At 72.7% G+C, this 22,266-nt stretch carries 17 protein-coding genes and 1 pseudogene; 14 read left to right on the forward strand and 4 right to left on the reverse strand.

Annotated features, from left to right (window positions below; genetic code table 11):
* Window positions 1-177: 177 nt before the first annotated feature.
* Both ACFV2J_RS35505 and ACFV2J_RS35510 read left to right on the forward strand, forming a co-directional pair.
* Window positions 178-1,224 (forward strand): annotated as a pseudogene (locus tag ACFV2J_RS35505) (hypothetical protein); the annotation flags it as partial.
* 447 nt (window positions 1,225-1,671) lie between these two features.
* The gene (locus tag ACFV2J_RS35510) at window positions 1,672-2,529 is read left to right on the forward strand and encodes a tetratricopeptide repeat protein (protein WP_385442602.1); all 858 of its coding nucleotides are present in this window, start codon (window positions 1,672-1,674) and stop codon (window positions 2,527-2,529) included.
* 73 nt (window positions 2,530-2,602) lie between these two features.
* Here ACFV2J_RS35510 and ACFV2J_RS35515 read toward each other — a convergent pair whose 3' ends face one another.
* On the reverse strand, window positions 2,603-3,895 hold the full coding sequence (locus ACFV2J_RS35515; RefSeq protein ID WP_385085561.1) for a DUF1015 domain-containing protein: 1,293 nt from the start codon (window positions 3,893-3,895) through the stop codon (window positions 2,603-2,605).
* An 86-nt stretch (window positions 3,896-3,981) separates the two neighbouring features.
* Between ACFV2J_RS35515 and ACFV2J_RS35520 the strand changes: the two genes are divergently transcribed.
* The 4 genes from ACFV2J_RS35520 to ACFV2J_RS35535 all read left to right on the forward strand — a co-directional run bounded on the left by ACFV2J_RS35520 (window position 3,982) and on the right by ACFV2J_RS35535 (window position 8,109).
* Window positions 3,982-5,010 (forward strand): HAD hydrolase-like protein, encoded by a 1,029-nt coding sequence (locus tag ACFV2J_RS35520; protein ID WP_385085559.1) that lies wholly within the window; start codon window positions 3,982-3,984, stop codon window positions 5,008-5,010.
* A 164-nt stretch (window positions 5,011-5,174) separates the two neighbouring features.
* Window positions 5,175-6,218, forward strand: coding sequence for a FecCD family ABC transporter permease (locus tag ACFV2J_RS35525; RefSeq protein ID WP_385085557.1), 1,044 nt, complete (start codon window positions 5,175-5,177; stop codon window positions 6,216-6,218).
* Window positions 6,215-7,258, forward strand: coding sequence for a FecCD family ABC transporter permease (locus ACFV2J_RS35530; protein WP_385085555.1), 1,044 nt, complete (start codon window positions 6,215-6,217; stop codon window positions 7,256-7,258). Before ACFV2J_RS35525 ends, ACFV2J_RS35530 begins: the two co-directional genes overlap by 4 nt.
* Window positions 7,255-8,109, forward strand: coding sequence for an ABC transporter ATP-binding protein (locus ACFV2J_RS35535; protein WP_385085553.1), 855 nt, complete (start codon window positions 7,255-7,257; stop codon window positions 8,107-8,109). Before ACFV2J_RS35530 ends, ACFV2J_RS35535 begins: the two co-directional genes overlap by 4 nt.
* Before the next feature lie 124 nt (window positions 8,110-8,233).
* Here ACFV2J_RS35535 and ACFV2J_RS35540 read toward each other — a convergent pair whose 3' ends face one another.
* Complete coding sequence (locus ACFV2J_RS35540) at window positions 8,234-8,581, reverse strand: SCP2 sterol-binding domain-containing protein (protein WP_385085551.1); 348 nt, start codon at window positions 8,579-8,581, stop codon at window positions 8,234-8,236.
* A 42-nt stretch (window positions 8,582-8,623) separates the two neighbouring features.
* Between ACFV2J_RS35540 and ACFV2J_RS35545 the strand changes: the two genes are divergently transcribed.
* The 5 genes from ACFV2J_RS35545 (at window position 8,624) to ACFV2J_RS35565 (ending at window position 14,575) form a co-directional block, all read left to right on the forward strand.
* Entirely contained in the window at window positions 8,624-8,965 is a 342-nt protein-coding gene (locus tag ACFV2J_RS35545; protein ID WP_385085549.1) for a hypothetical protein, read from the forward strand.
* Between the two features lie 41 nt (window positions 8,966-9,006).
* Entirely contained in the window at window positions 9,007-9,822 is an 816-nt protein-coding gene (locus ACFV2J_RS35550; RefSeq protein WP_385085547.1) for a TlyA family RNA methyltransferase, read from the forward strand.
* A complete protein-coding gene (locus tag ACFV2J_RS35555; RefSeq protein WP_168527409.1) occupies window positions 9,819-10,724 on the forward strand; it encodes an NAD kinase in 906 nt (301 codons plus the stop codon). Before ACFV2J_RS35550 ends, ACFV2J_RS35555 begins: the two co-directional genes overlap by 4 nt.
* Before the next feature lie 405 nt (window positions 10,725-11,129).
* The gene (recN, locus tag ACFV2J_RS35560; RefSeq protein WP_385442604.1) at window positions 11,130-12,848 is read left to right on the forward strand and encodes a DNA repair protein RecN; all 1,719 of its coding nucleotides are present in this window, start codon (window positions 11,130-11,132) and stop codon (window positions 12,846-12,848) included.
* A gap of 590 nt (window positions 12,849-13,438) precedes the next feature.
* On the forward strand, window positions 13,439-14,575 hold the full coding sequence (locus ACFV2J_RS35565) for a glycosyltransferase family 4 protein (protein ID WP_385085543.1): 1,137 nt from the start codon (window positions 13,439-13,441) through the stop codon (window positions 14,573-14,575).
* Window positions 14,576-14,599: 24 nt separating this feature from the next.
* Here the strand turns inward: ACFV2J_RS35565 and ACFV2J_RS35570 are convergent, their stop codons facing one another.
* Window positions 14,600-16,240, reverse strand: a complete 1,641-nt coding sequence (locus ACFV2J_RS35570; RefSeq protein ID WP_385085541.1) for a PucR family transcriptional regulator — start codon at window positions 16,238-16,240, stop codon at window positions 14,600-14,602.
* Window positions 16,241-16,461: 221 nt separating this feature from the next.
* On the reverse strand, window positions 16,462-18,264 hold the full coding sequence (locus ACFV2J_RS35575; RefSeq protein WP_194280903.1) for a glycoside hydrolase family 15 protein: 1,803 nt from the start codon (window positions 18,262-18,264) through the stop codon (window positions 16,462-16,464).
* Between the two features lie 496 nt (window positions 18,265-18,760).
* Between ACFV2J_RS35575 and ACFV2J_RS35580 the strand changes: the two genes are divergently transcribed.
* The 3 genes from ACFV2J_RS35580 to ACFV2J_RS35590 all read left to right on the forward strand — a co-directional run.
* Entirely contained in the window at window positions 18,761-20,428 is a 1,668-nt protein-coding gene (locus ACFV2J_RS35580) for a CTP synthase (protein ID WP_148007573.1), read from the forward strand.
* A gap of 110 nt (window positions 20,429-20,538) precedes the next feature.
* The gene (locus ACFV2J_RS35585) at window positions 20,539-21,165 is read left to right on the forward strand and encodes an NUDIX domain-containing protein (RefSeq protein WP_385085539.1); all 627 of its coding nucleotides are present in this window, start codon (window positions 20,539-20,541) and stop codon (window positions 21,163-21,165) included.
* Between the two features lie 272 nt (window positions 21,166-21,437).
* A partial coding sequence (locus tag ACFV2J_RS35590; protein ID WP_385442575.1) for an NB-ARC domain-containing protein occupies window positions 21,438-22,266 on the forward strand: 829 nt, incomplete at its 3' end.

Raw genomic sequence — 22,266 nt, forward strand, 5'->3', positions numbered from 1 at the left:
GCGCCGATGGTACTGCAGGGGGGACCCTGTGGGAGAGTAGGACGCCGCCGAACAATCTTTGAGGACCTCTGGTCCCAGCGACTCGCTGGGACCAGAGGTCCTTTTTTGTTTTTACGAAGCGCGCCGGGTACCCGGCTGCGCGAGAATGACTTGCGGTACCGAAGACAGGAGTCACCCATGTCCACCAACTCTCCCGATGAGCGACCGGAGCGCGATCAGCGACGCCGGGACAGTGGTGACCGCGGCGGCTACCGCGGGGGCCCGCGCCGTGACAACGACCGCCGCGACAACGACCGTGGCGGCTCCGCCCGACGTGACGACCGCGGTGGGGACCGTGGCGGTGACCGCGGTGGTGACCGCGGTGGTGACCGCGGTGGTGACCGCGGTGGGTTCCGTCGTGATGACAACCGTGGTGGCGGCGCCGGCGGCGGTTTCCGTCGTGACGACAACCGCGGTGGCGCCGGTGGTGGCCGTCCGCCGTTCCGGCGTGACGACCGCCCCACCGGTGGCCCGCGTCGCGAAGACCGGCCGAGCGGCCCGCGCCGTGACGACCGCGGCGGTGGCTTCCGCCGGGACGGCGACCGTCCCTCCTTCAACCGCGACGACCGCCCGAGCGGCCCGCGTCGTGATGACGACCGTGGCGGTTTCCGTCGCGACGACCGGCGTGACGATCGCGGCGGGTTCCGCCGTGATGACAACCGTGGCGGTGGCGGCGATCGCGGTGGCTTCCGTGGCCGTGACGACCGTGGCGGCGACCGCGGCGGGGATCGCGGTGGGTTCCGTCGCGACGACAACCGTGGTGGCGGCGCCGGCGGCGGTTTCCGCCGTGACGACAATCGCGGTGGTACCGGCGGCGGCGGTTTCCGTCGTGACGAGCGCAACGACTTCCGGCGCGATGACAACCGTGGCGGTGGCGGCGATCGCGGTGGTTTCCGCCGTGACGACCGCCGTGACGACCGTGGCGGCGACCGTCGGAGCGATGACCGTGGCTTCCGTCGGGACGGCGACCGTCCCGCGTTCCGCCGTGACGACCGTCCGACGAGCGGACCTCGTCGCGAAGACCGGCCGAGCGGCCCGCGCCGCGATGACGACCGCGGTGGGTTCCGTCGCGACGACCGGCGTGATGACCGCGGTGGGGATCGTGGTGGTGACCGTGGTGGCTTCCGCCGCGACGACAGCCGTGGGGGCAGTGATTTCCGCCGCGACGACCGTCGGGACGACCGCGGTGGCGACCGTGGTGGGTTCCGCCGTGACGACCGCAACGACTTCCGGCGTGACGACCGCGGGGACCGTCGCGAGGGAGACCGTCCCCCCTTCCGCCGTGACGACCGGGGTGGTGACAACCGGGGACCCCGGCGTGACGGGGACCGTCCGCCGTTCCGGCGTGACGAGCGTTCCGGTGCTCCGCGTCGTGATGACGACCGCGGTGGGTTCCGTCGCGACGACAACCGCGGCGGCGGCAGTGGTGGCGGCTTCCGCCGTGACGACCGTGGTGGCCGTCCCGGTGGCTTCCAGGGCCGTGACGACCGCCGGGGTGGCGACAGCCGGGGTGGCGGCTTCCGCGGCCGCGACGACCGTGACCGCGACCGGGACCGTGAGCCGATCAAGCGGCTGCCGATCCCGGACGACGTGACGGGCGACGAGATCGACAAGGACGTCCGGCAGGAACTGATGAGCCTGCCGAAGGGACTCGCCGAGGAGGTCTCGCGGAACCTGGTGATGGTCGCCCGGCTCATCGACGAGGACCCCGAGGGCGCGTACGCGTACTCCAGGATCGCCCTGCGTCTGGCGTCGCGGGTCGCCGCCGTGCGCGAGGCGGCCGGATTCGCCGCCTACGCGAGCCAGAAGTACAGCGAGGCGCTCGCGGAGTTCCGCGCGGCGCGTCGGATGACCGGCAACGTGGACCTGTGGCCCGTCATGGCGGACTGCGAGCGCGGTATGGGCCGGCCCGAGAAGGCGCTGGACATGGCGGGTGCGCCCGATGTGCAGAAGCTGGACAAGGCCGGTCAGGTCGAGATGCGGCTGGTGGCCGCCGGAGCGCGGCGGGACATGGGGCAGCTCGACGCCGCCATCGTGACCCTCCAGAGCCCCGAGCTGGCCTCGCACTCCGTGCAGCCCTGGACCGCGCGACTGCGGTACGCGTACGCCGACGCCCTTCTCGCCGCCGGTCGTGAGGACGAGGCGCGCGAATGGTTCGCGAAGGCCGTCGAGTCCGACAAGGACGGCAGCACGGACGCCTCCGACCGGCTCGCGGAGCTGGACGGTGTCGAGTTCGTCGACGCGCTGGTCGAGGACGAGAGCGAGCCCGGGACGGACGCCGAGCCCAGGCCCGTACCCGAGGCCGACCGGGTGATCCAGTCCGAGGCGATCGCGACCGACGAGATCGATGAGATCGACGAGCTCGACGAGGCGGACGACGAGGACCTCGACGACGCCGAGGACGAGCACGACGAAGAGCGTGCCGAAGGCAGCGAAGAGGGCGGCGAAGGCAGTGAAGAGGGCGGCGACAAGGACGCCCCTCGCGCCTGACGTCTGAAACACGCGATCAGAACACGAGCGGCGGGACTCCGGAAGGGGTCCCGCCGCTCGGCGTTCCGGTGCTTCAGTCGGACAGCGCGCGCAGTACCAGTCCCGATGCCGGCTTCGGGCCGAACGACGTCGACTTGCGGGGCATCGTGACGCCCTGGCGGGCGAGATCGCGTACGACCTCCTCGTGCACCGGGTGCAGGAGTACCGCCGTGCCGCCGTCGAGTTCCGCCTTGGCGACCGTGGCCTCGGTGTCGTGGATGTAGGCGATGTGGGCGGGCGAGTCCTCCGGGATGCCCCAGATGTGCGCGAGGAGCGTGGCGTGCAGGACGGTCGCGTCCAGGGTGCGCCAGGCCTCCGGATGGTCGGCCGGGATCGTACGGGTGAGGAGATCCGGGTCCGGGCGGTCGACCAGGTGGAACGATCCGTCGCCGGCGAGGAGGAAGGCGTTGCCCTCCGCGGCCGCCGAGGCCAGGGCCTCCAGGGCCTTCGGGAGGGGGACGTCGAGATGGCGTACCCGGAACGAGTCCGTGAGGGCCGCCAGCGCCTCCGCGACCGGCAGCCCGTGCAGCAGCCGGTGGATCGCGCGGACCCGCAGTGGATAGCGCGCGGTGTCCACCAGGAGGACGAGGCCGAAGTCCCAGGGGCTGGGTGAGGGGTGCTCGGAGCGCAGACGCAGATAGGTCGCCCAGCGGTGGTGACCGTCCGCGATGAGCGCCTGGTGACGGCCCAGGTCCGACTGGATCTCGTCCAGATCGGCGGCGTCGGTGATCGCCCAGAGGCGATGGCTCAGACCGTCCTCCGTGGTGGTGGAGAGCAGCGGCTCGCGCTCCGCGGTGCGTTCGATGACGGCGGCCGTGCCGACCCGGGAGCCGGTTCCCCGGTAGGTCAGCAGAAGGGGTTCGAGGTTGGCGGAGGTGGCCCGCATCAGCGCCGCGCGGTCCGCGACGATGTGGGGCATCACGTCCTCGTGCGGAAGCACGACACCGTCGGACGGCTCCGACAGCCGCAGGGTGCCGATGATGCCGCGCTGAAGCATGTCGTCGTCGCGCTGCTCGTAGACGTACAGGCCCGGCTCGTCGTCGGTGGTCAGGACACCCTTGGACAGCCAGGCGTGCAGGGTGTCCGCCGCCTGGCGGTTGCGGGCGTGGGGACTCGCGTCCTGGGGGAGGATCAGCCGGACGATGTTGTGCGGATCCGCCGATTCGAGATGCAGCAGACCGTCCGGCCGGACGATGACGTCATACGGCGGGGACGTCACGGCGGCGAGGCTGCCGACCCGGTCGGGGTCATAGCGCACGCCCCGGAACGGGGCCAGTTCGAGGCCGCTGCGCACCGGGGTTTCCTCCGCGGGACCTGCAGTGTTCATTGACGCATCGTAAGTGTGATCGTCAGTGCGTGCCGATGCCATGCGCGATGATCGAGGGAAAGAGCTAGAACGAGGAGCGATGTGCAATGAGCCAGACCGCCAGGACGCGGCCCGAGGGCAGCACGCAGGCCCTGAGTGAGGCGTACGACACGGCGCTGCTCGATCTGGACGGGGTGGTGTACGCGGGCGGGAACGCGATCGCCCACGCCGTGGAGTCGCTCGGCACCGCCCGCTCCGGCGGGATGCACCTCGCGTACGTCACGAACAACGCGCTGCGGACGCCCGACGCCGTGGCCGAGCACCTCGGCGAGCTGGGCGTTCCGACGGACGCCGGTGACGTCATCACCTCGGCCCAGGCCGCGGCCCGGCTGATCAGCGAGCAGGTGCCGGCCGGGTCGCGTGTGCTGGTCATCGGCGGGGAGGGGCTGCGGGTCGCACTGCGCGAGCGCGGGCTCGAACCCGTCGAGTCGGCCGACGACGATCCGGTGGCGGTCGTGCAGGGCTACGGCGGTCCCGAGCTGCGCTGGGCACGGTTCGCGGAGGCCTGTTACGCCATCGCGCGGGGCGTGCCCTGGTTCGCGTCCAACACGGACCTGACCATTCCGAGCGCCCGCGGCATCGCGCCGGGCAACGGCGCCGCGGTGGAGGTCGTACGGATCGCGACCGGCGCCGAGCCGCAGGTGGCGGGCAAGCCGCTGCCCCCGATGCACCGCGAGACGATCCTGCGGACCGGGGCGAAGCGGCCGCTGGTGGTCGGCGACCGGCTGGACACCGACATCGAGGGCGCGTTCAACGGAGAGGTGGACTCGCTGCTCGTGCTCACCGGCGTGACGGACGGCGCGCAGCTCCTGGCCGCCCCGCCGCAGCACCGGCCGACGTATGTCGACGCCGATCTGCGCGGTCTGTTGACCGGTCAGCCCGGGATCGACCAGGCGGGTGACGGGTTCCGGTGCGGAGGGTGGACGGCGACGGCCGGGAGCGAGCGGCTGGAACTGACGGGCGAGGGTGAGGCGCTGGACGGACTGCGGGCGCTGTGCGCGGCGGCGTGGACGGCGGCCGGGGACGGGACGTGCGCGCTGGACGCCGCCAAGGCGCTGGCGCGGCTGGGACTCTGACGGCCCGTTCCGGAGCCCGTGGGCGGGGTACGCGGGTTCCGGGGCGGCGTACAGGGGTTCCGGGGCGGTTCAGTTGACGGTGTGGGGCGTGATGCCAGGGCGTCCGCGGTCCCGATCGGTGACCGGGCAACCCCGTTGCGGCGAGGGTAGGCTAACCTAACCACGTGTTGGTCGACAGTCCCCCTGAACAGCGCGCGGAGACCGCCCCCGCGCCCCCGAACCGCTGGGCGATACGTGCCGTCGGGCTCGTCGTGTCCGCGGCCGTCCTCGTGCTCGTCGCGCTGGCGAGCATCGCGATCGGTGCGAAAGCGCTGCCGTTGGACCAGGTCTGGCACGGCCTGTTCCACGACTCGGGGACGTATGCCGACGTCGTCGTCGGCGACCGGATCTCGCGTACCGTCCTCGGACTGCTCGTCGGCGCCGCGCTCGGGTTGTCCGGTGCCGTCCTGCAGGCGCTCACCCGCAACCCGCTGGCCGATCCCGGACTGCTCGGGATCAACGCGGGCGCGTCCGCCGCCGTCGTCACCGCCATCACGTACTTCGGTGTCACCAGCCTGAGCGGATACGTCTGGTTCGCGTTCTTCGGCGCCGCCGCGGTCGGGGCGCTGGTCTGGTTCCTCGGTGGCAGCCGGGGCGCCACCCCGGTGCGGCTCGCGCTCGCCGGCACCGCGATCAGCGCCGCCCTCTACGGCTATCTCCAGGCCGTGATGATCATGGATGACGCGGCGCTGGGCAGGATGCGCTTCTGGACGGTCGGTTCGCTGGCCTCGGCGACCGACTCGACCATCAGGCAGGTGCTGCCGTTCCTGGTGGCCGGCACGGTGCTCGCGCTGGGCCTCGCCCGGCCGCTGAACGCCATGGCCATGGGCGACGACACCGCCCGCGCGCTGGGCGCCAACCTGAACCGCACCCGTGCGCTGTCCATGGCCGCCGCCACCGTGCTGTGCGGCGCCGCGACGGCCGCCTGCGGGCCGATCGTCTTCGTCGGACTGATGGTTCCGCACGTCGTACGGTCCTTCACCGGCCCGGACCTGCGCTGGATCCTGCCGTACGCGACCGTGCTGTCGCCGGTGCTGCTGCTCGGCGCCGACGTGCTGGGGCGGCTCATCGCCCGGCCCGCGGAACTCCAGGTCGGCATCGTCACCGCGGTCCTCGGCGGCCCGGTCTTCATCTACCTCGTACGACGGCGGAGGACGGCCCAGCTGTGAGCACCACACGTACCCGATCCCTACGCGCGCGCGGCGGTCTGTCGGTCCGGTTCGACGTGCGGGCGCTCGTCGTCGTCGTGCTGCTGCTGGTGGCCGCGCTCGCCGCGAGCGTGGTGCTCATCGGCACCGGCGACTTCCCGATCCCGGTCGTCGACGTCCTCAGGACGCTGGCCGGCGACGGGAACGCGGGCCAGGAGTTCATCGTCAACGACCTGCGGCTGCCCCGGGTGCTCGTCGGCCTCCTGGTCGGCGCCTCCCTCGGGCTGGGCGGGGCGATCTTCCAGTCCGTCTCCCGCAACCCGCTGGGCAGCCCCGACGTCCTCGGCCTGGGGCAGGGGGCGACGGCCGGCGCGCTGGTCGTGATCGTGCTGTTCTCGGGGACCGCGAACCAGGTCGCCCTCGGAGCGCTCGTCGGCGGCCTGGTGACCGGAGTCGCCATCTATCTGCTGGCCTGGAAACGGGGTGTGCACGGTTATCGGCTGGTCCTGGTCGGCATCGGTGTCTCCGCGATCGTCACCGCGGTCAACGGTTACCTGCTGACGAAGGCGGACCTCGTCGACGCGGCCCGCGCGGTCGTCTGGATGACCGGCTCCCTCAACGGCCGCGACTGGGCCCAGGTGTGGCCGCTGCTGGCGATGTGCGCCGTGCTGGTGCCGCTCGTCCTCGGCAACGCGCGGGGGCTGCGCATGATGGAGATGGGCGACGACGTGTCGTACGCACTCGGCGTACGGGTCGAGCGCGTACGCCTGCTGCTGATGCTGTCCGCCGTCCTGCTCACCGCGGGCGCCACCGCGGCGGCCGGCCCGGTCGGCTTCGTGGCGCTCACCGCGCCGCAGCTCGCCCGGCGCCTGACCCGCTCACCGGGACCCAACCTGGTGCCGTCGATGTGCATGGGCGCCGCCCTGCTGATCGTCGCGGACTGGGCCTCGCAGCGGGCCTTCGGCGCCGACCAGCTGCCCGTGGGCGTCGTCACCGGAGTCCTGGGCGGCATCTATCTGCTGTGGCTGCTCGTCACCGAGCGCAAGGCGGGCCGGATATGAGCGCCCCCGCGAACGAGAACCCCCGGAGGAGCACTGTGAACCGCCTGTCCGCCGACAACGTCACCCTCGGCTACGACCAGCGTGTCATCGCGGAGAAGCTGTCGGTGGAGATCCCCGACAACTCCTTCACCGTGATCGTCGGCCCGAACGCGTGCGGCAAGTCGACCCTGCTGCGGGCCCTGTCCCGGATGCTCAGGCCCTCCGAGGGGCGGGTGCTGCTCGACGGGCAGGTCATCCAGTCCATGCCGGCCAAGAAGGTGGCCAGGACGCTCGGACTGCTCCCGCAGTCGTCGATCGCGCCGGACGGCATCACGGTCGGCGATCTGGTCGGCCGGGGCCGCTATCCGCACCAGGGACTGCTGCGCCAGTGGTCGACGGAGGACGAGCGGGTCGTGCGCGAGTCGATGGCCTCGACCGGCGTCGCCGAACTGGCGGACCGCTACGTCGACGAGCTGTCGGGCGGCCAGCGGCAGCGCGTCTGGATCGCGATGGCCCTCGCCCAGCAGACCCCGCTGCTGCTGCTCGACGAGCCGACCACCTACCTCGACATCCAGCACCAGATCGACGTGCTCGACCTCTGCGCCGAACTCCACGAGGAGCGGGGGCGGACACTGGTCGCGGTCCTGCACGACCTCAATCACGCCGCGCGGTACGCCACCCACCTCATCGCCCTGCGCGAGGGCCGGGTCGTCGCCGAGGGCGCGCCCCGGGACATCGTGACGGCCGAGCTGGTCGAGGAGGTCTTCGGGCTGCGCTGCCAGGTCATCGACGACCCGGAGACGGGGACACCGCTGGTCGTCCCGGCGGCCCGCAAGGCACGTGTCGCGGTCACGGTGGCGGAGGGCTCCTGAGGGCCGCCGAGGGCTCGGAAGGGGTTCCCGAAGCCCTGGAAGAGGCAGGGGAGGGGCCGGGAGGGGCCGGGAGGGGCCACGAAGAGCTTCCGAGGACGACGAGGGCAGCGGGCTCCCCGTGCGTCTAGAGAAGGCTCCTGAGCCGGAACAGGTCCAGCAGGCTCGCCTCCAGTTTCACCCGGCCCGACGCCCACGCCTTCGCGAAGTGCAGATCCCCGTTCACCATCGCGACCAGGTCGTCGCCGCTCATGGAGAGCCGGATCTGGGCCTTCTCGCGGGGCGGACCCGGGTGCGTGTCCAGCACCTCGATCCGGCCGTCCGCGAGCCGCCCCACGAAGGTGATGTCGAGGTCGGTGACACGGCAGCTCAGCGAACGGTCCAGGGCCGCCGCGCTGCGTACGTCCCCTTCGGCACCCGCCAGGTTGTCCGAGAGCTTGTCGAGCGCCGCACGGCACTCCTCAGTCGTCGCCATCGTGATCGACCGTACCGCAGCGCTTCGGGGTAGCGTCGGGGCATGAACGAGTCAGTGCCGGAGTCCGGGGTCGTGCCGGAGGCCGAGGCAGGGGTGCCCGCGCAGGACGCGCAGGACGTACGGGACCCCGCCGAACCCGCGTACGACCCCGCCGCGCCGGCCCCGCTGGACGTCGAGCGCACTCCCACGGGGAGCGCGGAGGTCGACGCGCAGCTCGACCGGCTGGGCGACGCCGACCACCTCGCCACGGACGGCCATCTGGAGGTGTACGAGGATGTGCACCGGGGGCTGCGTGACGCGCTGACCGCGCTCGACGTCCGCCCTGGACCTCAGGCTCCCCACCCGTCACCCGACCACCGCCCCTCAATGAGACCCTTCGGGTGACACCTCTCATTGGCCGTACGACCGCAGGAGCTGAACCGAACGTGGCAGGAGTGGCACGCCGCCGCCTCGACGCCGAGCTGGTCCGCCGGAAACTCGCCCGCTCGCGCGAACACGCCGGCCAGCTGATCGCCGCGGGCCGGGTCACCGTCGGCAAGACCCTGGCGACCAAGTCCGCCACCCAGGTGGAGACCGCGGCCGCGATCGTGGTCACCCGGGACGACGACGACCCCGACTACGTCTCGCGCGGCGGGCACAAGCTCGCCGGCGCCCTGGCGGCCTTCGTACCCCGGGGTCTGCGGGTCGAGGGACGGCGCGCGCTGGACGCCGGGGCCTCCACGGGAGGCTTCACCGACGTCCTGCTGCGCGCGGGCGCCGCCCATGTCGTCGCCGTCGACGTCGGCTACGGTCAACTCGCCTGGTCTCTGCAGAGCGATGAACGCGTCACCGTCAAGGACCGTACGAACGTACGCGAGTTGACGTTGGAGGCGATCGATGGGGAGCCCGTGGACCTTGTTGTCGGGGATCTGTCCTTCATCCCGCTCGGACTGGTGCTGCCCGCCCTCGTGCGGTGCGCTGCGCCCGACGCCGATCTGGTGATGATGGTCAAGCCGCAGTTCGAGGTGGGGAAGGAACGGCTGGGCAGTGGTGGAGTCGTACGCAGTCCGCAGCTGCGCGCCGAAGCGGTGCGCGGCGTGGCCGGACGGGCCGCGGAACTGGGGCTCGGGGTGGAGGGCGTGACCGCGAGTCCGCTGCCCGGACCCTCGGGCAATGTCGAGTACTTTCTGTGGCTGCGTGCCGGGTCGCCCGAACTCGACCCGGCCGACGTTGACCGTGCAGTGGCGGAGGGGCCGCGTTGACACAGACCCGAGCTCGTACTGTTTTCCTGCTCGCCCACACCGGGCGGCCCGCTGCGATCCGCAGCGCCGAACTCGTCGTCCAGGGGCTGCTGCGCTCCGGACTCGGGGTCCGCGTCCTGGAGGCGGAGGCGGCGGACCTGCCGCTGCCTCCCGAGGTGGAACTCGTCAGGGAGGCCACCCCGCAGTGCCTCGACGGGTGCGAACTGCTGATCGTGCTCGGCGGTGACGGGACGCTGCTGCGCGGCGCCGAGTTCGCCCGCGCGTCCGGCGTCCCGATGCTCGGCGTCAACCTCGGCAGCGTCGGGTTCCTCGCCGAGGCCGAACGGGACGACCTCGACAAGGTCGTCGACCGGGTGGTCACCAGGGCGTACGAGGTCGAGGAGCGGATGACCGTCGACGTCGTCGTGCACCGCAACGGCGACATCGTGCACACCGACTGGGCGCTGAACGAGGCCGCCGTGCAGAAGGTGTCCGCCGAGAAGCTCCTGGAGGTCATCCTGGAGATCGACGGACGGCCGGTCACCGGCTTCGGCTGCGACGGCATCGTCTGCGCGACGCCCACCGGGTCCACGGCGTACGCCTTCTCCGCGGGCGGACCCGTGGTGTGGCCGGAGGTCGAGGCACTTCTCATGGTGCCGATCAGCGCCCACGCGCTGTTCGCCAAGCCGCTGGTGACCTCGCCCGACTCCGTGCTCGCGGTGGAGGTGCTGCCGCACATTCCGCCCGGCGTGCTGTGGTGCGACGGGCGGCGCACGGTGGAGCTGCCGCCGGGCGCACGGGTCGAGGTACGGCGCGGAGCCGTCCCGGTGCGGCTCGCACGGCTGCACCACGCGTCGTTCACCGACCGGCTGGTCGCGAAGTTCGCGCTGCCGGTGGCGGGCTGGCGGGGCGCGCCGCACTGAGCCGCGGGCCGGGCGGCGGGGTCGCCCGGCGACGCTCGAGGCGGAGCGGGTCGCGGGGTTCGCGGTGACGGTCACCCCGGTCACCCCCATCCCCCCGGTCACCTTGGTCATCCCGGTCACCGCGGTCGCGGCGGCCGTGGCGAACCCCTCGGCGGGTTCCCACGGCCTTCAGCGGGCCCGGGGAGGGTCATGGCGGCCCAGGGGGAGGCCCGCGGTGGCCCGGGGGGAGCCGCGGACCCGTGAGGACCGGCACGGGCCCCGTGGGACGACGATCGGGAAACCCCACCCCGGCGGGTGACACACGTGCCCGGGTGACCCCCGCCACCTGCGCCTTCGCACAAGCAGGGCAGGGCCCGTCGCACATCGGGTCCCTGACCTCGTAAGGTCGTGTCCGTGTTGGAGGAGATGCGGATACGGTCGCTCGGAGTCATCGACGACGCAGTCGTCGAATTGTCGCCCGGCTTCACCGCCGTGACGGGTGAGACCGGTGCGGGCAAGACGATGGTGGTCACCAGCCTCGGGCTGCTGCTCGGCGGGCGCGCGGACCCCGCCCTCGTACGGATCGGCGCCAAGAACGCCGTCGTCGAGGGCCGGATCGCCGTACCCACGGGAGGAACGGCGATCCTGCGGGCCGAGGAGGCGGGAGCCGAACTCGACGACGGCGCGCTGCTGATCAGCCGTACCGTCTCGGCCGAGGGGCGCTCGCGGGCGCACATCGGCGGACGCTCGGTACCCGTGGGCGTGCTGGCCGAGCTCGCGGACGAGCTGGTCGCCGTGCACGGACAGACCGATCAGCAGGGGCTGCTCAAACTGTCCCGGCAGCGGCAGGCGCTCGACCGGTACGCCGGGGACGCGGTCGCCGCGCCGCTCGCCAAGTACGCAGGGGCCTACCGGCGGCTGCGGGCGATCACGACCGAGCTGGACGAGATCACCACCCGCGCGCGTGAGCGGGCCCAGGAAGCCGACATGCTGCGCTTCGGGCTCGACGAGATCGCGGCGGTGGAGCCGCGCTCGGGTGAGGACGTGGAACTGTCGGCGGAGGCCGAGCGGCTCGGACACGCGGAGGCGCTGGCATCGGCCGCCACCTCGGCGCACGCGGCACTCGCCGGCAATCCCGAGGACCCCGAGGGCATCGACGCGGCGACCCTCGTCGCGGGTGCCCACCGGGCCCTGGAGGCCGTGCGCGCGCACGACTCCGCGCTCGCCGGACTCTCCGGACGCATCGGGGAGATCAACATCCTGCTGCGCGACGTGGCGGGGGAACTGGCCGGGTACGCCGACGACCTCGACGCCGATCCGCTGCGGCTGGCGGCGGTCGAGGAGCGCCGGGCCGCGCTCACCCAGCTGACCCGGAAGTACGGCGAGGACGTCGACGCCGTGCTGGCCTGGGCCGAGCAGGGTGCCGCACGACTCCTCGAACTCGACGGCGACGACGAGCGGATCGGCGAACTGACCGCCGAACGGGACGCGCTGCGGGCCGAACTGGGCGGACTGGCGCAGGCGTTGACGGACGCCCGGTCGGAGGCGGCGCAGCGGTTCGCCGCGGCCGTGACCGCCGAGCTGGCCTCGCTCGCCATGCCGCACGCGCGCGTGTCGTTCGAGATCCGCCAGACCGACGACCCCGAGGGCGTGGAACTCGACGGGCGTACGGTCGCGTACGGGCCCGCGGGCGTCGACGAGGTCGAGCTGCTGCTCGCGCCGCACCCCGGCGCTCCGCCGAGGCCCATCGCCAAGGGGGCGTCCGGCGGTGAGCTCTCGCGGGTGATGCTCGCGGTGGAAGTGGTGTTCGCGGGGACCGATCCCGTACCGACGTATCTCTTCGACGAGGTCGACGCGGGTGTCGGCGGCAAGGCCGCGGTCGAGATCGGCCGGCGGCTGGCGCGGCTCGCCAGGAGCGCGCAGGTCGTCGTGGTGACGCACCTGCCGCAGGTGGCCGCGTTCGCGGACCGGCAGCTGCTGGTCGAGAAGACGAACGACGGGTCGGTGACCCGGTCCGGGGTGAAGGTCCTGGAGGGGGAGGACCGCATCCGGGAGCTGTCCCGGATGCTGGCGGGGCAGGAGGACTCGCAGACCGCGCGGGCCCACGCGGAGGAGTTGCTGGCCACGGCTCGCGCCGACGGGTAGCCGTCCGGCGGTGGGGGCGCTGCCGCTTCGCACCGCGGCCGGGTTCCGCCCCCCCCCCCCCGCGCGTGCGGGCGGGACTCCGCCCGTTCCGCGGTCCGGTCGGGCTCAGGCCCTCCGGGCCCGGCCCGGGAGCTGCTCCTCCGTGTCTCGGCCGGGTTGTGTCCGCTCCGAGCCCTGGCCGGGCTGTACCAACTCCGCGCCCCGTCGGGCTGTGCCCGCTCCGCTGTGAGACCGGCTCCCCCGATGGGGTCCGGTCGTCCACGCCCCCCGCGCCCCCGCGCCCGCCCGGGCTCCCGCGCCCCCCGCCACCCCCGTCCCTCCGTGCCTCGGCGCCTTGGGGTTCGTGAGGGGCTGTCGGGCCCTGCGGACCCTGGGCGAAGGCGGCGGAGCGTTCACCCGTGTGGGTGACAGGTGTCGGGGGGTCGGCCGGTGCGCCGTGCAGCCCGCTCCGATGGCGGTCCCGGAACACCCGTACGGCCTGGCATCCTTGGCGTAGTACGCGGGGCACGACGTGCGGTACACCCCCCTCTACAGACCTTTCCGCACGTTTCTCCGCGACCGTCCGACGCCGAACCAGGAGCCCCGGCCACGTGAGCCACGTGAGCAGCCACTCACCGCACGGCCAGTCGCCGCTGCGCACCGTGCAGGTGCTCGGCGGCGGAAGCGCGGGCAGCAGCGCGCATGTGCGGTCGCTGGCCTCGGGCCTCGTCGCCCGGGGCGTGCGGGTCACCGTCTGCGCCCCCGCCGAGGCCGACCGCGTGTACGGATTCACCGGTGTGGGCGCCCAGCACATCCCGGTGCCCCGCAGCGGTGACCCCGCCTCCGTGGCCGCGCTGCGGATCGCCTGCGCGGACGCCGACCTCGTGCACGCGCACGGGCTGCACGCCGCGCTGCGGGCAGTGGTCGCGCTCAGCGGGCGGCGCACCCCCCTCGTCGTCACCTGGCACACCCGCTCGCATGCCGAGGGGGCGCGGGCCCATCTGCTGCGGCTGCTGGAGCGGCGCGTCGCCAGGGCCGCGTCCGTCGTCCTCGCCACCTCCTCGGACCTGGTGGACCGCGCCCGCCGCCGCGGGGCCCGGGACGCCCGGCTCTCCGCCGTCGCGATCCCGGCGCCGCGCAGGGCCGTCGAGCACGGGGACCCGGACCGGCCGCGCCACAAGGCGCGGGCCGAACTCGGTGCCACCGAGCGCCCGTTGCTCATGGCGGTGGGCTCCCTCGACCGGCACCGCGGATACGGCACCCTGCTGGACGCCGCGCGCGCGTGGCGGGACCTCGACCCCGTGCCGCTCCTCGTGATCGCCGGCGAGGGACCGCTGCGCACGGTCCTCCAGGGCCGTGTCGAGGAGGAGGAACTGCCGGTCCGGCTGCTCGGCCGGCGCGACGACGTCTCCGAACTGCTGCCCGCCGCCGATCTCGTGCTGCTGCCGAGCGGTTGGGAATCCCGTTCCGTCCTCGCCCAGGAGGCCCTGCACGCGGGCGTGCCGCTGGTGGCGACCGCGGTCGGCGGCATCCCCGAACTGGTCGGTGACGCCGCCGAACTCGTCCCGTACGCGGACGCGGATGCGCTCGCCGCGGCCGTGGTGCGCCTCCTCGGCGATCCGGAGCGCCGGGAGCTGCTCCGCGAGAGGGGAGCGCGGCAGGCCGCCGGCTGGCCGACCGAGGACGAGACGGTGGCGCAAGTGCTCAGCGTCTACGACGAGTTGACCCAGGTCCGGCCCCTCGCGTAGCGGCGGTCGCCGTCCGGCGCCGGATCAGGACACATGCCTCCGTGCGCGCAGGGCCAGGCTCAACGCCAGTACCGTCTGCGGGTCGTCCAGGTCCGTGCCCAGCAACTCGCCGATCCTGGCGAGGCGGTTGTAGAGGGTCTGCCGGTTGAGGTGCAGCTCGCGGGCCGTCTCCGCCTTGCGGCCGGCGTGTGCCAGATACGTCTCCAGGGTGGGCAGCAGCGGGGGCCTGGAGCGGTGGTCGTGGTCGCGGAGGGGGCCGATGGCGCGGTCCACGAAGGCCGCCAGGTCCGGGTGGTCGCGCAGGCGCCAGAGGAGCAGGTCGATGTCGAGGCGGCGGGCGTCGTACCAGGGGCGGTCCGACAGACCCTGCGCGGCCGTCGCGGTCTCCGCCGCGTGCCGCAGGCCCGCCGAGGCGGCCGCCCAGCCGCCCGCGACGCCGACCACCACCACCGGTGGCAGCGCGCCGGGCCGTTGCATCCCCGCGCGTTCCACGCCCGCCCGCAGCGCCAGCGCCACCCGGTCCGCGACCGCCGGACGCTCGGACTCCGCCCGCAGGCCGAGCAGGAGCGGGACACGGCCCTCGACGGGGCGTACACCGAGCAGGACCGGCACCCCGACCGAGGCCAGTTCCTCCGCGACGGCCCGGGCCAGGACCGCCCAGCCCCCGCCGGGGGACAGGCCGTCGGCGAGCCGCATCACGACGGGCAGGAGCGGGCTCCTGCCCGGCTTGAAGCCGAGCACCCGGGCCTGGGCGGGGGCGTCCTCCGCCCGGATACGGCCCTCCGCGAGGTCGGTCAGGAAGTCGCCGCGTCCGCGTGCGGCGAGCTCCTCCTCCTGGCGGGCCTGCATCAGGACGACGGCCAGGATGCCGGCGGCCCGCTCCGCCGCGATCCGGTGCACGGGGGCGATCGGGGCACCGACCGGCAGCAGGACCAGCCGGGCCCGGACCGCGCCGGTACCGGGGCCGCCGCCCGGCACGTCCACGAGCGTCGTCCCGGCGGGCGGCTGCTCCTTGTGCTGGCCGCGCAGGCCCTCCCACACCTGGAGCGGATCGGCGCCGGCGGAGCCGGATCCGGCGGCGTACAGGAGCTGTCCGTCCGCGGTCTCCAGGAAGACCGGGTTGCCGCTGAAGTCGGCCAGGATGCGCAGGACCTGGGGGACGCCGCCACCGCCGAGGAGGGCCTCGGTGCAGCGCCGGTGCACCTCCTCGGCCTGCTGGAGCAGCGCGTAGTGGCCGTTGACGATCTCGGTGTGGATCTCCTCCGTGACCGCGACGAAGGGCACTTCCCGGTGCAGCTGGACGAGGGGGAGGCCGGCCGAGCGGGCCGTCTCGACGAGGGCCGCGGGCAGCCGGGCGAAACGCGGGCCGAGTTCGACGACGAGCGCCGCGATGCCGCGCTCGGCCAGCGTCCGGACGAAGGCGCGCTGGTCGGCCGGGCGGGTGCCGAGGCCGTAGCCCGTGGTCAGGAGCAGTTCGCCGCCCTTGAGCAGTGAGGCGATGTTCGGGACCTCGCCCGCGTGCACCCAGCGCACGGTGCGCTGAAGCCGGTCGGCTCCCGCGAGGATCTCCGGCAGCCCGCTGCGCAGCCCGGGCAGCTCCAGCGCCCGCTGCACGGTGATTCCGGCGCCCTGGGTGTCGAAGCTGCTGTCCGTACGGCTGTCCATGCTGCGGACGCTACCCGTGCACCCCGTGCGCGGGCACCTTCGAGGCCGGAGCGGCCCGGGGACCGCCGGTCCGGGGCCCGTGCCGCACCCCTCCGCCGGATCGCCGCCGCACGGCCCGCGCCCCCTCGCCGGGCCCCTGGCCGGACGCCCACGACGGCCGCTGTTCCGCGGCCGCCGTACGTCACGCCGTCGTGCTAGCCGCCGTACGTCGCGCCGTCGTGCTAGCCGCCGTACGCCCCGCTGGCCGTCAGCCTCAGCGCCGTGTCGATCAGGGGCACGTGGCTGAAGGCCTGCGGGAAGTTGCCCACCTGGCGCTGCAGACGCGGGTCCCACTCCTCGGCCAGCAGGCCCAGGTCGTTGCGGAGCGCCAGCAGCCGCTCGAAGAGCTTGCGGGCCTCGTCGACCCGGCCGATCATCGCCAGGTCGTCCGCCATCCAGAACGAGCAGGCGAGGAAGGCGCCCTCGTCACCCTCAAGACCGTCCACGCCCGCGTCCTCGCCCGATGTCGGGTAGCGCAGGATGAAGCCGTCGGAGGTGGACAGCTCGCGCTGGATCGCCTCGATGGTGCCGATCACGCGCTTGTCGTCGGGAGGCAGGAAGCCCATCTGCGGGATGAGGAGCAGCGAGGCGTCCAGCTCCCTGGAGCCGTACGACTGCGTGAACGTGTTGCGCTCCTTGTCGTAGCCCTTCTCGCACACGTCCCGGTGGATGTCGTCGCGCAGTTCGCGCCACTTCTCCAGCGGGCCGTCGGCGTCGCCCGACTCGATGAGCTTGATGGTGCGGTCGACGGCGACCCAGGCCATCACCTTGGAGTGCACGAAGTGCCGGCGCGGGCCGCGGACCTCCCAGATGCCCTCGTCCGGCTGGTCCCAGTGGTCCTCCAGGTAGCGGATCAGCTTCAACTGGAGCAGCGAGGCGTAGTCGTTGCGGGACAGACCGGTCATGTGGGCCAGGTGCAGGGCCTCGGTGACCTCGCCGTACACATCGAGCTGGAGCTGGTGCGCGGCGCCGTTGCCGACCCGGACCGGGCCCGAATTCTCGTACCCCGGAAGCCAGTCGAGTTCCGCCTCGCCCAACTCCCGTTCGCCCGCGATGCCGTACATGATCTGGAGGTTCTCGGGGTCGCCCGCGACCGCGCGCAGCAGCCATTCGCGCCAGGCCCGGGCCTCCTCGCGGTAGCCGGTGCGCAGCAGGGAGGAGAGGGTGATCGCGGCGTCGCGCAGCCAGGTGTAGCGGTAGTCCCAGTTGCGTACGCCGCCGATCTCCTCCGGCAGGGAGGTGGTGGGCGCCGCGACGATGCCGCCCGTTGGCGCGTACGTCAGGGCCTTGAGGGTGATCAGCGAGCGGACGACGGCCTCGCGGTAGGGGCCGTGGTACGTGCACTGGTCGACCCAGTCGCGCCAGAACTCCTCGGTGGCCTCCAGGGCCTGCTCGGGCTCGGGCAGCGCGGGGGGCTGCTTGTGCGAGGGTTCCCACGAGATGGTGAACGCGATCCGGTCGCCCGGTGCCACCGTGAAGTCGGCGTACGTGGTCAACGCCTTGCCGTAGGTCTCACAAGGGGTGTCGAACCACACCGAGTCCGGTCCGGCCACGGCGACCGTGCGCCCCTCGTGCTTGTGCACCCAGGGCACCACCCGGCCGTAGCTGAACCGCATCCGCAGCGCGGAGCGCATCGGGACGCGGCCCGTGACGCCTTCCACGATGCGGATGAGCTGCGGCGCGCCGTCGCGGGGGGGCATGAAATCGGTCACGCGGACCGTGCCGCGGGGGGTGTCCCACTCGGATTCGAGGATCAGCGAGTCGCCGCGGTACGAGCGGCGAGCCGCCGTCGGCGGTTCGGCGTCGGCCGCGTGGGCCGGGCCGAGCCGCCAGAATCCGTGTTCCTCCGTGCCGAGCAGTCCCGCGAAGATGGCATGGGAGTCGAAGCGGGGCAGGCACAGCCAGTCCACCGTGCCGTCCCGGCAGACCAGCGCTGCGGTCTGCATGTCTCCGATGAGTGCGTAGTCCTCGATGCGCCCGGCCACGTGCATCTCCAGTCGAACGGCCACGTCGCCCCCCGCGAGGGGCGGTCGCTCTGCGGTCAGGGGAACGTTCAAAACGTTAGAAGGTTGAATGTAAGAACGTTGGTAAAGCGTCGCTGCGGAACGTCAATTATTGGTCCGATTGTCGTTGCGAAACGAACTGACGAGCCCTCGTTGTTCCGGGATACGTGCGGGGATGGTGCCGTGTGCCGGCCGGGCTCGGCAGCGAGTGTCCGAGCAGGATACGACGCACGTGGAAGATCCGCGTGCCGCTCCCGGTATCCCGGGTGGGCCGATCGAGTGAGCGGCGTGCGGGGTTCGTGTCGACGTGTGTGCGGAGCGTGGCCGGAAGCGGCCTCGCCGGGTCGCTGATACCCTGGTAGCCCGTGGACCGGTGGGCAAGAAACCCCCGAACCGCAGCGACGGCACCTCCGAAGAATTCTCGGACACCACGCCGGTACGCACCCCAGACCGCGACCACGGGAGCCCCCTCTTGGCCATGCCGCCCGCCGCTTTCCGAAGCAGCACCGCCACGACGACCAAGCACATCTTCGTCACCGGGGGTGTCGCCTCCTCCCTCGGCAAGGGTCTGACGGCCTCCAGCCTCGGCGCGCTGCTCAAGGCGCGCGGGCTGCGGGTCACCATGCAGAAGCTCGACCCGTATCTGAACGTCGACCCCGGCACCATGAACCCGTTCCAGCACGGTGAGGTGTTCGTCACCAACGACGGCGCCGAGACCGACCTGGACATCGGACACTACGAGCGCTTCCTCGACGTCGACTTGGACGGCTCCGCCAATGTCACTACAGGACAGGTGTACTCGACGGTCATCGCCAAGGAGCGGCGCGGGGAGTACCTGGGCGACACGGTGCAGGTGATCCCGCACATCACCAACGAGATCAAGCACCGCATCCGCCGTATGGCCACCGACGACGTGGACGTCGTGATCACCGAGGTCGGCGGCACGGTCGGCGACATCGAGTCGCTGCCGTTCCTGGAGACCGTCCGTCAGGTCCGTCACGAGGTCGGCCGCGACAACGTGTTCGTCGTGCACATCTCGCTCCTCCCGTACATCGGCCCGTCCGGCGAGTTGAAGACGAAGCCGACCCAGCACTCGGTGGCGGCGCTGCGGAACATCGGTATCCAGCCGGACGCGATCGTGCTGCGCGCCGACCGCGAGGTGCCGACCGCCATCAAGCGCAAGATCTCGCTGATGTGCGACGTGGACGAGGCGGCCGTGGTCGCGGCCATCGACGCCAAGTCGATCTACGACATCCCGAAGGTCCTGCACACCGAGGGCCTGGACGCGTACGTCGTCCGCAAGCTGGACCTGCCGTTCCGTGACGTGGACTGGACGACCTGGGACGACCTGCTCGACCGGGTGCACAACCCCGAGCACGAGATCAACATGGCGCTCGTCGGCAAGTACATCGACCTGCCCGACGCCTACCTCTCGGTCACCGAGGCCCTCCGCGCCGGCGGCTTCGCCAACAAGGCCCGCGTGAAGATCAAGTGGGTCACCTCGGACGACTGCAGGACCCCGGCGGGCGCCGCGAAGCAGCTCGGCGACGTCGACGCGATCTGCATCCCGGGCGGCTTCGGCGACCGCGGTGTGTCGGGCAAGGTCGGAGCGATCCAGTACGCCCGCGAGAACCGGATCCCGCTGCTCGGCCTCTGTCTCGGCCTGCAGTGCATCGTGATCGAGGCCGCGCGCAACCTGGCCGGCATCCCGGACGCCAACTCCACCGAGTTCGACTCCGCCACCGCCCACCCGGTGATCTCCACCATGGCCGAGCAGCTCGACATCGTGGCCGGCGAGGGTGACATGGGCGGGACGATGCGCCTGGGCATGTACCCGGCCAAGCTCGCCGAGGGCTCCATCGCGCGCGAGGTGTACGACGGCAAGGAGTACGTCGAGGAGCGCCACCGGCACCGCTACGAGGTGAACAACGCCTACCGCGGCGAGCTGGAGCAGAAGGCCGGTCTGCAGTTCTCCGGCACCTCCCCGGACGGCAAGCTCGTGGAGTACGTGGAGTACCCCCGTGAGGTGCACCCCTACCTGGTCGCGACCCAGGCGCACCCCGAGCTGCGGTCCCGTCCGACCCGTCCGCACCCCCTCTTCGCCGGACTGGTGAAGGCCGCGGTGCAGCGTAAGACGGGCAAGTAGCAGCGGGGTTGTACGGTGACCGGGGTGTGTGCCTTGCGGGGCGCGCACCCCGGTTTCGGTCGTTTTCGGCACCGGGACCGGTTTCTTTTGCGCGTGTGGGAGGACAGGGCATGACGATCAAGGACACCGCCGAGGAGTGGGAGATCAGGGCCACCGCGACCCCCTTCGTCGGCAACAAGACCTCCGTCCGTACCGACGACGTGGTCATGCCCGACGGATCGGTCGCCCGGCGCGACTACCAGGTCCACCCCGGCTCCGTGGCCGTCGTCGCCCTCGACGGCCAGGACCGGGTGCTGGTGCTGCGCCAGTACCGGCACCCCGTGCGCCAGAAGCTCTGGGAGATCCCGGCCGGCCTGCTCGACGTCCCCGGCGAGAACCCGCTGCACGCCGCCCAGCGGGAGCTGTACGAGGAGGCGCACGTCAAGGCGGAGGACTGGCGGGTGCTCACCGACGTCTACACCACCCCCGGCGGCAGTTCCGAGGCCGTGCGCGTCTTCCTCGCCCGTGACCTCTCCGAGGCGGAGGGGGAGCGCTTCGAGGTGGAGGACGAGGAGGCCGACATGGAGCTGGCACGGGTCCCCCTCGACGACCTCGTCCGGGGGGTTCTCGGCGGCGACCTGCACAACGACTGCCTCGTGGTCGGCGTCCTCTCCCTGCTCGCCGCGCGCGCCGGGGACGGACTCGACGCGCTGCGTCCGGCCGAGGCGCCCTGGCCGGCGCGCCCCTTCGAGGCCTGACGGGCCCGCCGCCGACGCCCCGGACACCCGCCCCGGGGCTCTCCGGTGCCCTCGGACGCCCCCGCCGGAGTTCCCCGGTGCCCTCGGCGCCTTCAGGGAGCCCTCCGGCGGCACACAGCGCGGCCCTTCCGGTCCTACGATCGGTTGATCCGATCGGGGGATGTCTCCGCCCTGCTCCGCACGGTTCGTCGCAGAGCGTGAACTAGGCTCTGGAAACGCCCGAACCGGAGTCCCGGCGGGCTTGCGCGTGCAGTGGGACGGGAGTGTGGCCCGTGACAGATCAGGCGGTGGACACGGACGGTGCGAAAGCGTCGTCGGGAGGGCGGCGTCCGGCTGCCGGGTCCGCTCCTACCAAGGGTCAGTTCCTCGGCCGTACAAGAGAGTTGAAGGAACTCCGGGTCGACATCGAGCGGGCCGGGCTGGACACCATCGCGGGCCGCAAAGCCCCTCGCGCGCGGGTGCTGCTCATCGCCGGCAAGCCCGGCTCGGGCCGCACCGCGCTCGCCGGGGAACTCGTCCGGCAGGTCGCCGAGAGTTACCCGGACGGGGTGCTGCGGGCCCGCCTCGCCGAACCCGACGGTACCCCGGTCCCCACCGAGCGCACCGCGCGGGAACTCCTCACGGCCCTGGAACTGCCCGCGCCGCCCGGAGCCGCTGCCGACGACCTGAGCGCGGCGGTGCGCGACGCCCTCGCCACCCGCCGCGCCGTCCTCCTGCTCGACGACGCGACCGACGCCGAGCAGGTCGACGTCCTGCTGCCCGACACCCCCGAGTGCCTGGTGGTCGCCGTCTCCGGAGGGCCGCTGACCGGCATCGCGGACGTCCGCCCCTGCACCCTGGGCGGCCTCGACACCAAGTCCGCGCTGGAACTCCTGGAGCGTTTCGCGGGCTCCGTCCGCATCACCGTCGACCCACTCGCCGCCGAGGGACTGGTCGAGGAGTGCGCCGGCCAGCCCGGCGCCCTGGTGCTGGCGGGCGGCTGGCTCGCGGCACGCCCCACCGCGGCCGTCGCCGACCTCGCCAAGCAGTTGCGGGGGGGGGGGGCGGAGGGCTCGCCCCCCCCGCGGGGGGGGAGGCGGGCGGAAAAGTCCGGGGCGGGCC

Origin of the sequence: Streptomyces sp. NPDC059668, assembly GCF_042734135.1 — a bacterium.
Lineage (GTDB): Bacteria > Actinomycetota > Actinomycetes > Streptomycetales > Streptomycetaceae > Streptomyces.

Coding starts and splice junctions, on each gene's coding strand:
- ACFV2J_RS35510 (WP_385442602.1), top strand. CDS start 1,672: ATGAGCCTGCCGAAGGGACTCGCCGAGGAGGTCTCGCGGAACCTGGTG.
- ACFV2J_RS35515 (WP_385085561.1), bottom strand. CDS start 3,895: ATGAACACTGCAGGTCCCGCGGAGGAAACCCCGGTGCGCAGCGGCCTC.
- ACFV2J_RS35520 (WP_385085559.1), top strand. CDS start 3,982: ATGAGCCAGACCGCCAGGACGCGGCCCGAGGGCAGCACGCAGGCCCTG.
- ACFV2J_RS35535 (WP_385085553.1), top strand. CDS start 7,255: ATGAGCGCCCCCGCGAACGAGAACCCCCGGAGGAGCACTGTGAACCGC.
- ACFV2J_RS35540 (WP_385085551.1), bottom strand. CDS start 8,581: ATGGCGACGACTGAGGAGTGCCGTGCGGCGCTCGACAAGCTCTCGGAC.
- ACFV2J_RS35545 (WP_385085549.1), top strand. CDS start 8,624: ATGAACGAGTCAGTGCCGGAGTCCGGGGTCGTGCCGGAGGCCGAGGCA.
- recN (WP_385442604.1), top strand. CDS start 11,130: ATGCGGATACGGTCGCTCGGAGTCATCGACGACGCAGTCGTCGAATTG.
- ACFV2J_RS35570 (WP_385085541.1), bottom strand. CDS start 16,240: ATGGACAGCCGTACGGACAGCAGCTTCGACACCCAGGGCGCCGGAATC.
- ACFV2J_RS35580 (WP_148007573.1), top strand. CDS start 18,761: ATGCCGCCCGCCGCTTTCCGAAGCAGCACCGCCACGACGACCAAGCAC.
- ACFV2J_RS35585 (WP_385085539.1), top strand. CDS start 20,539: ATGACGATCAAGGACACCGCCGAGGAGTGGGAGATCAGGGCCACCGCG.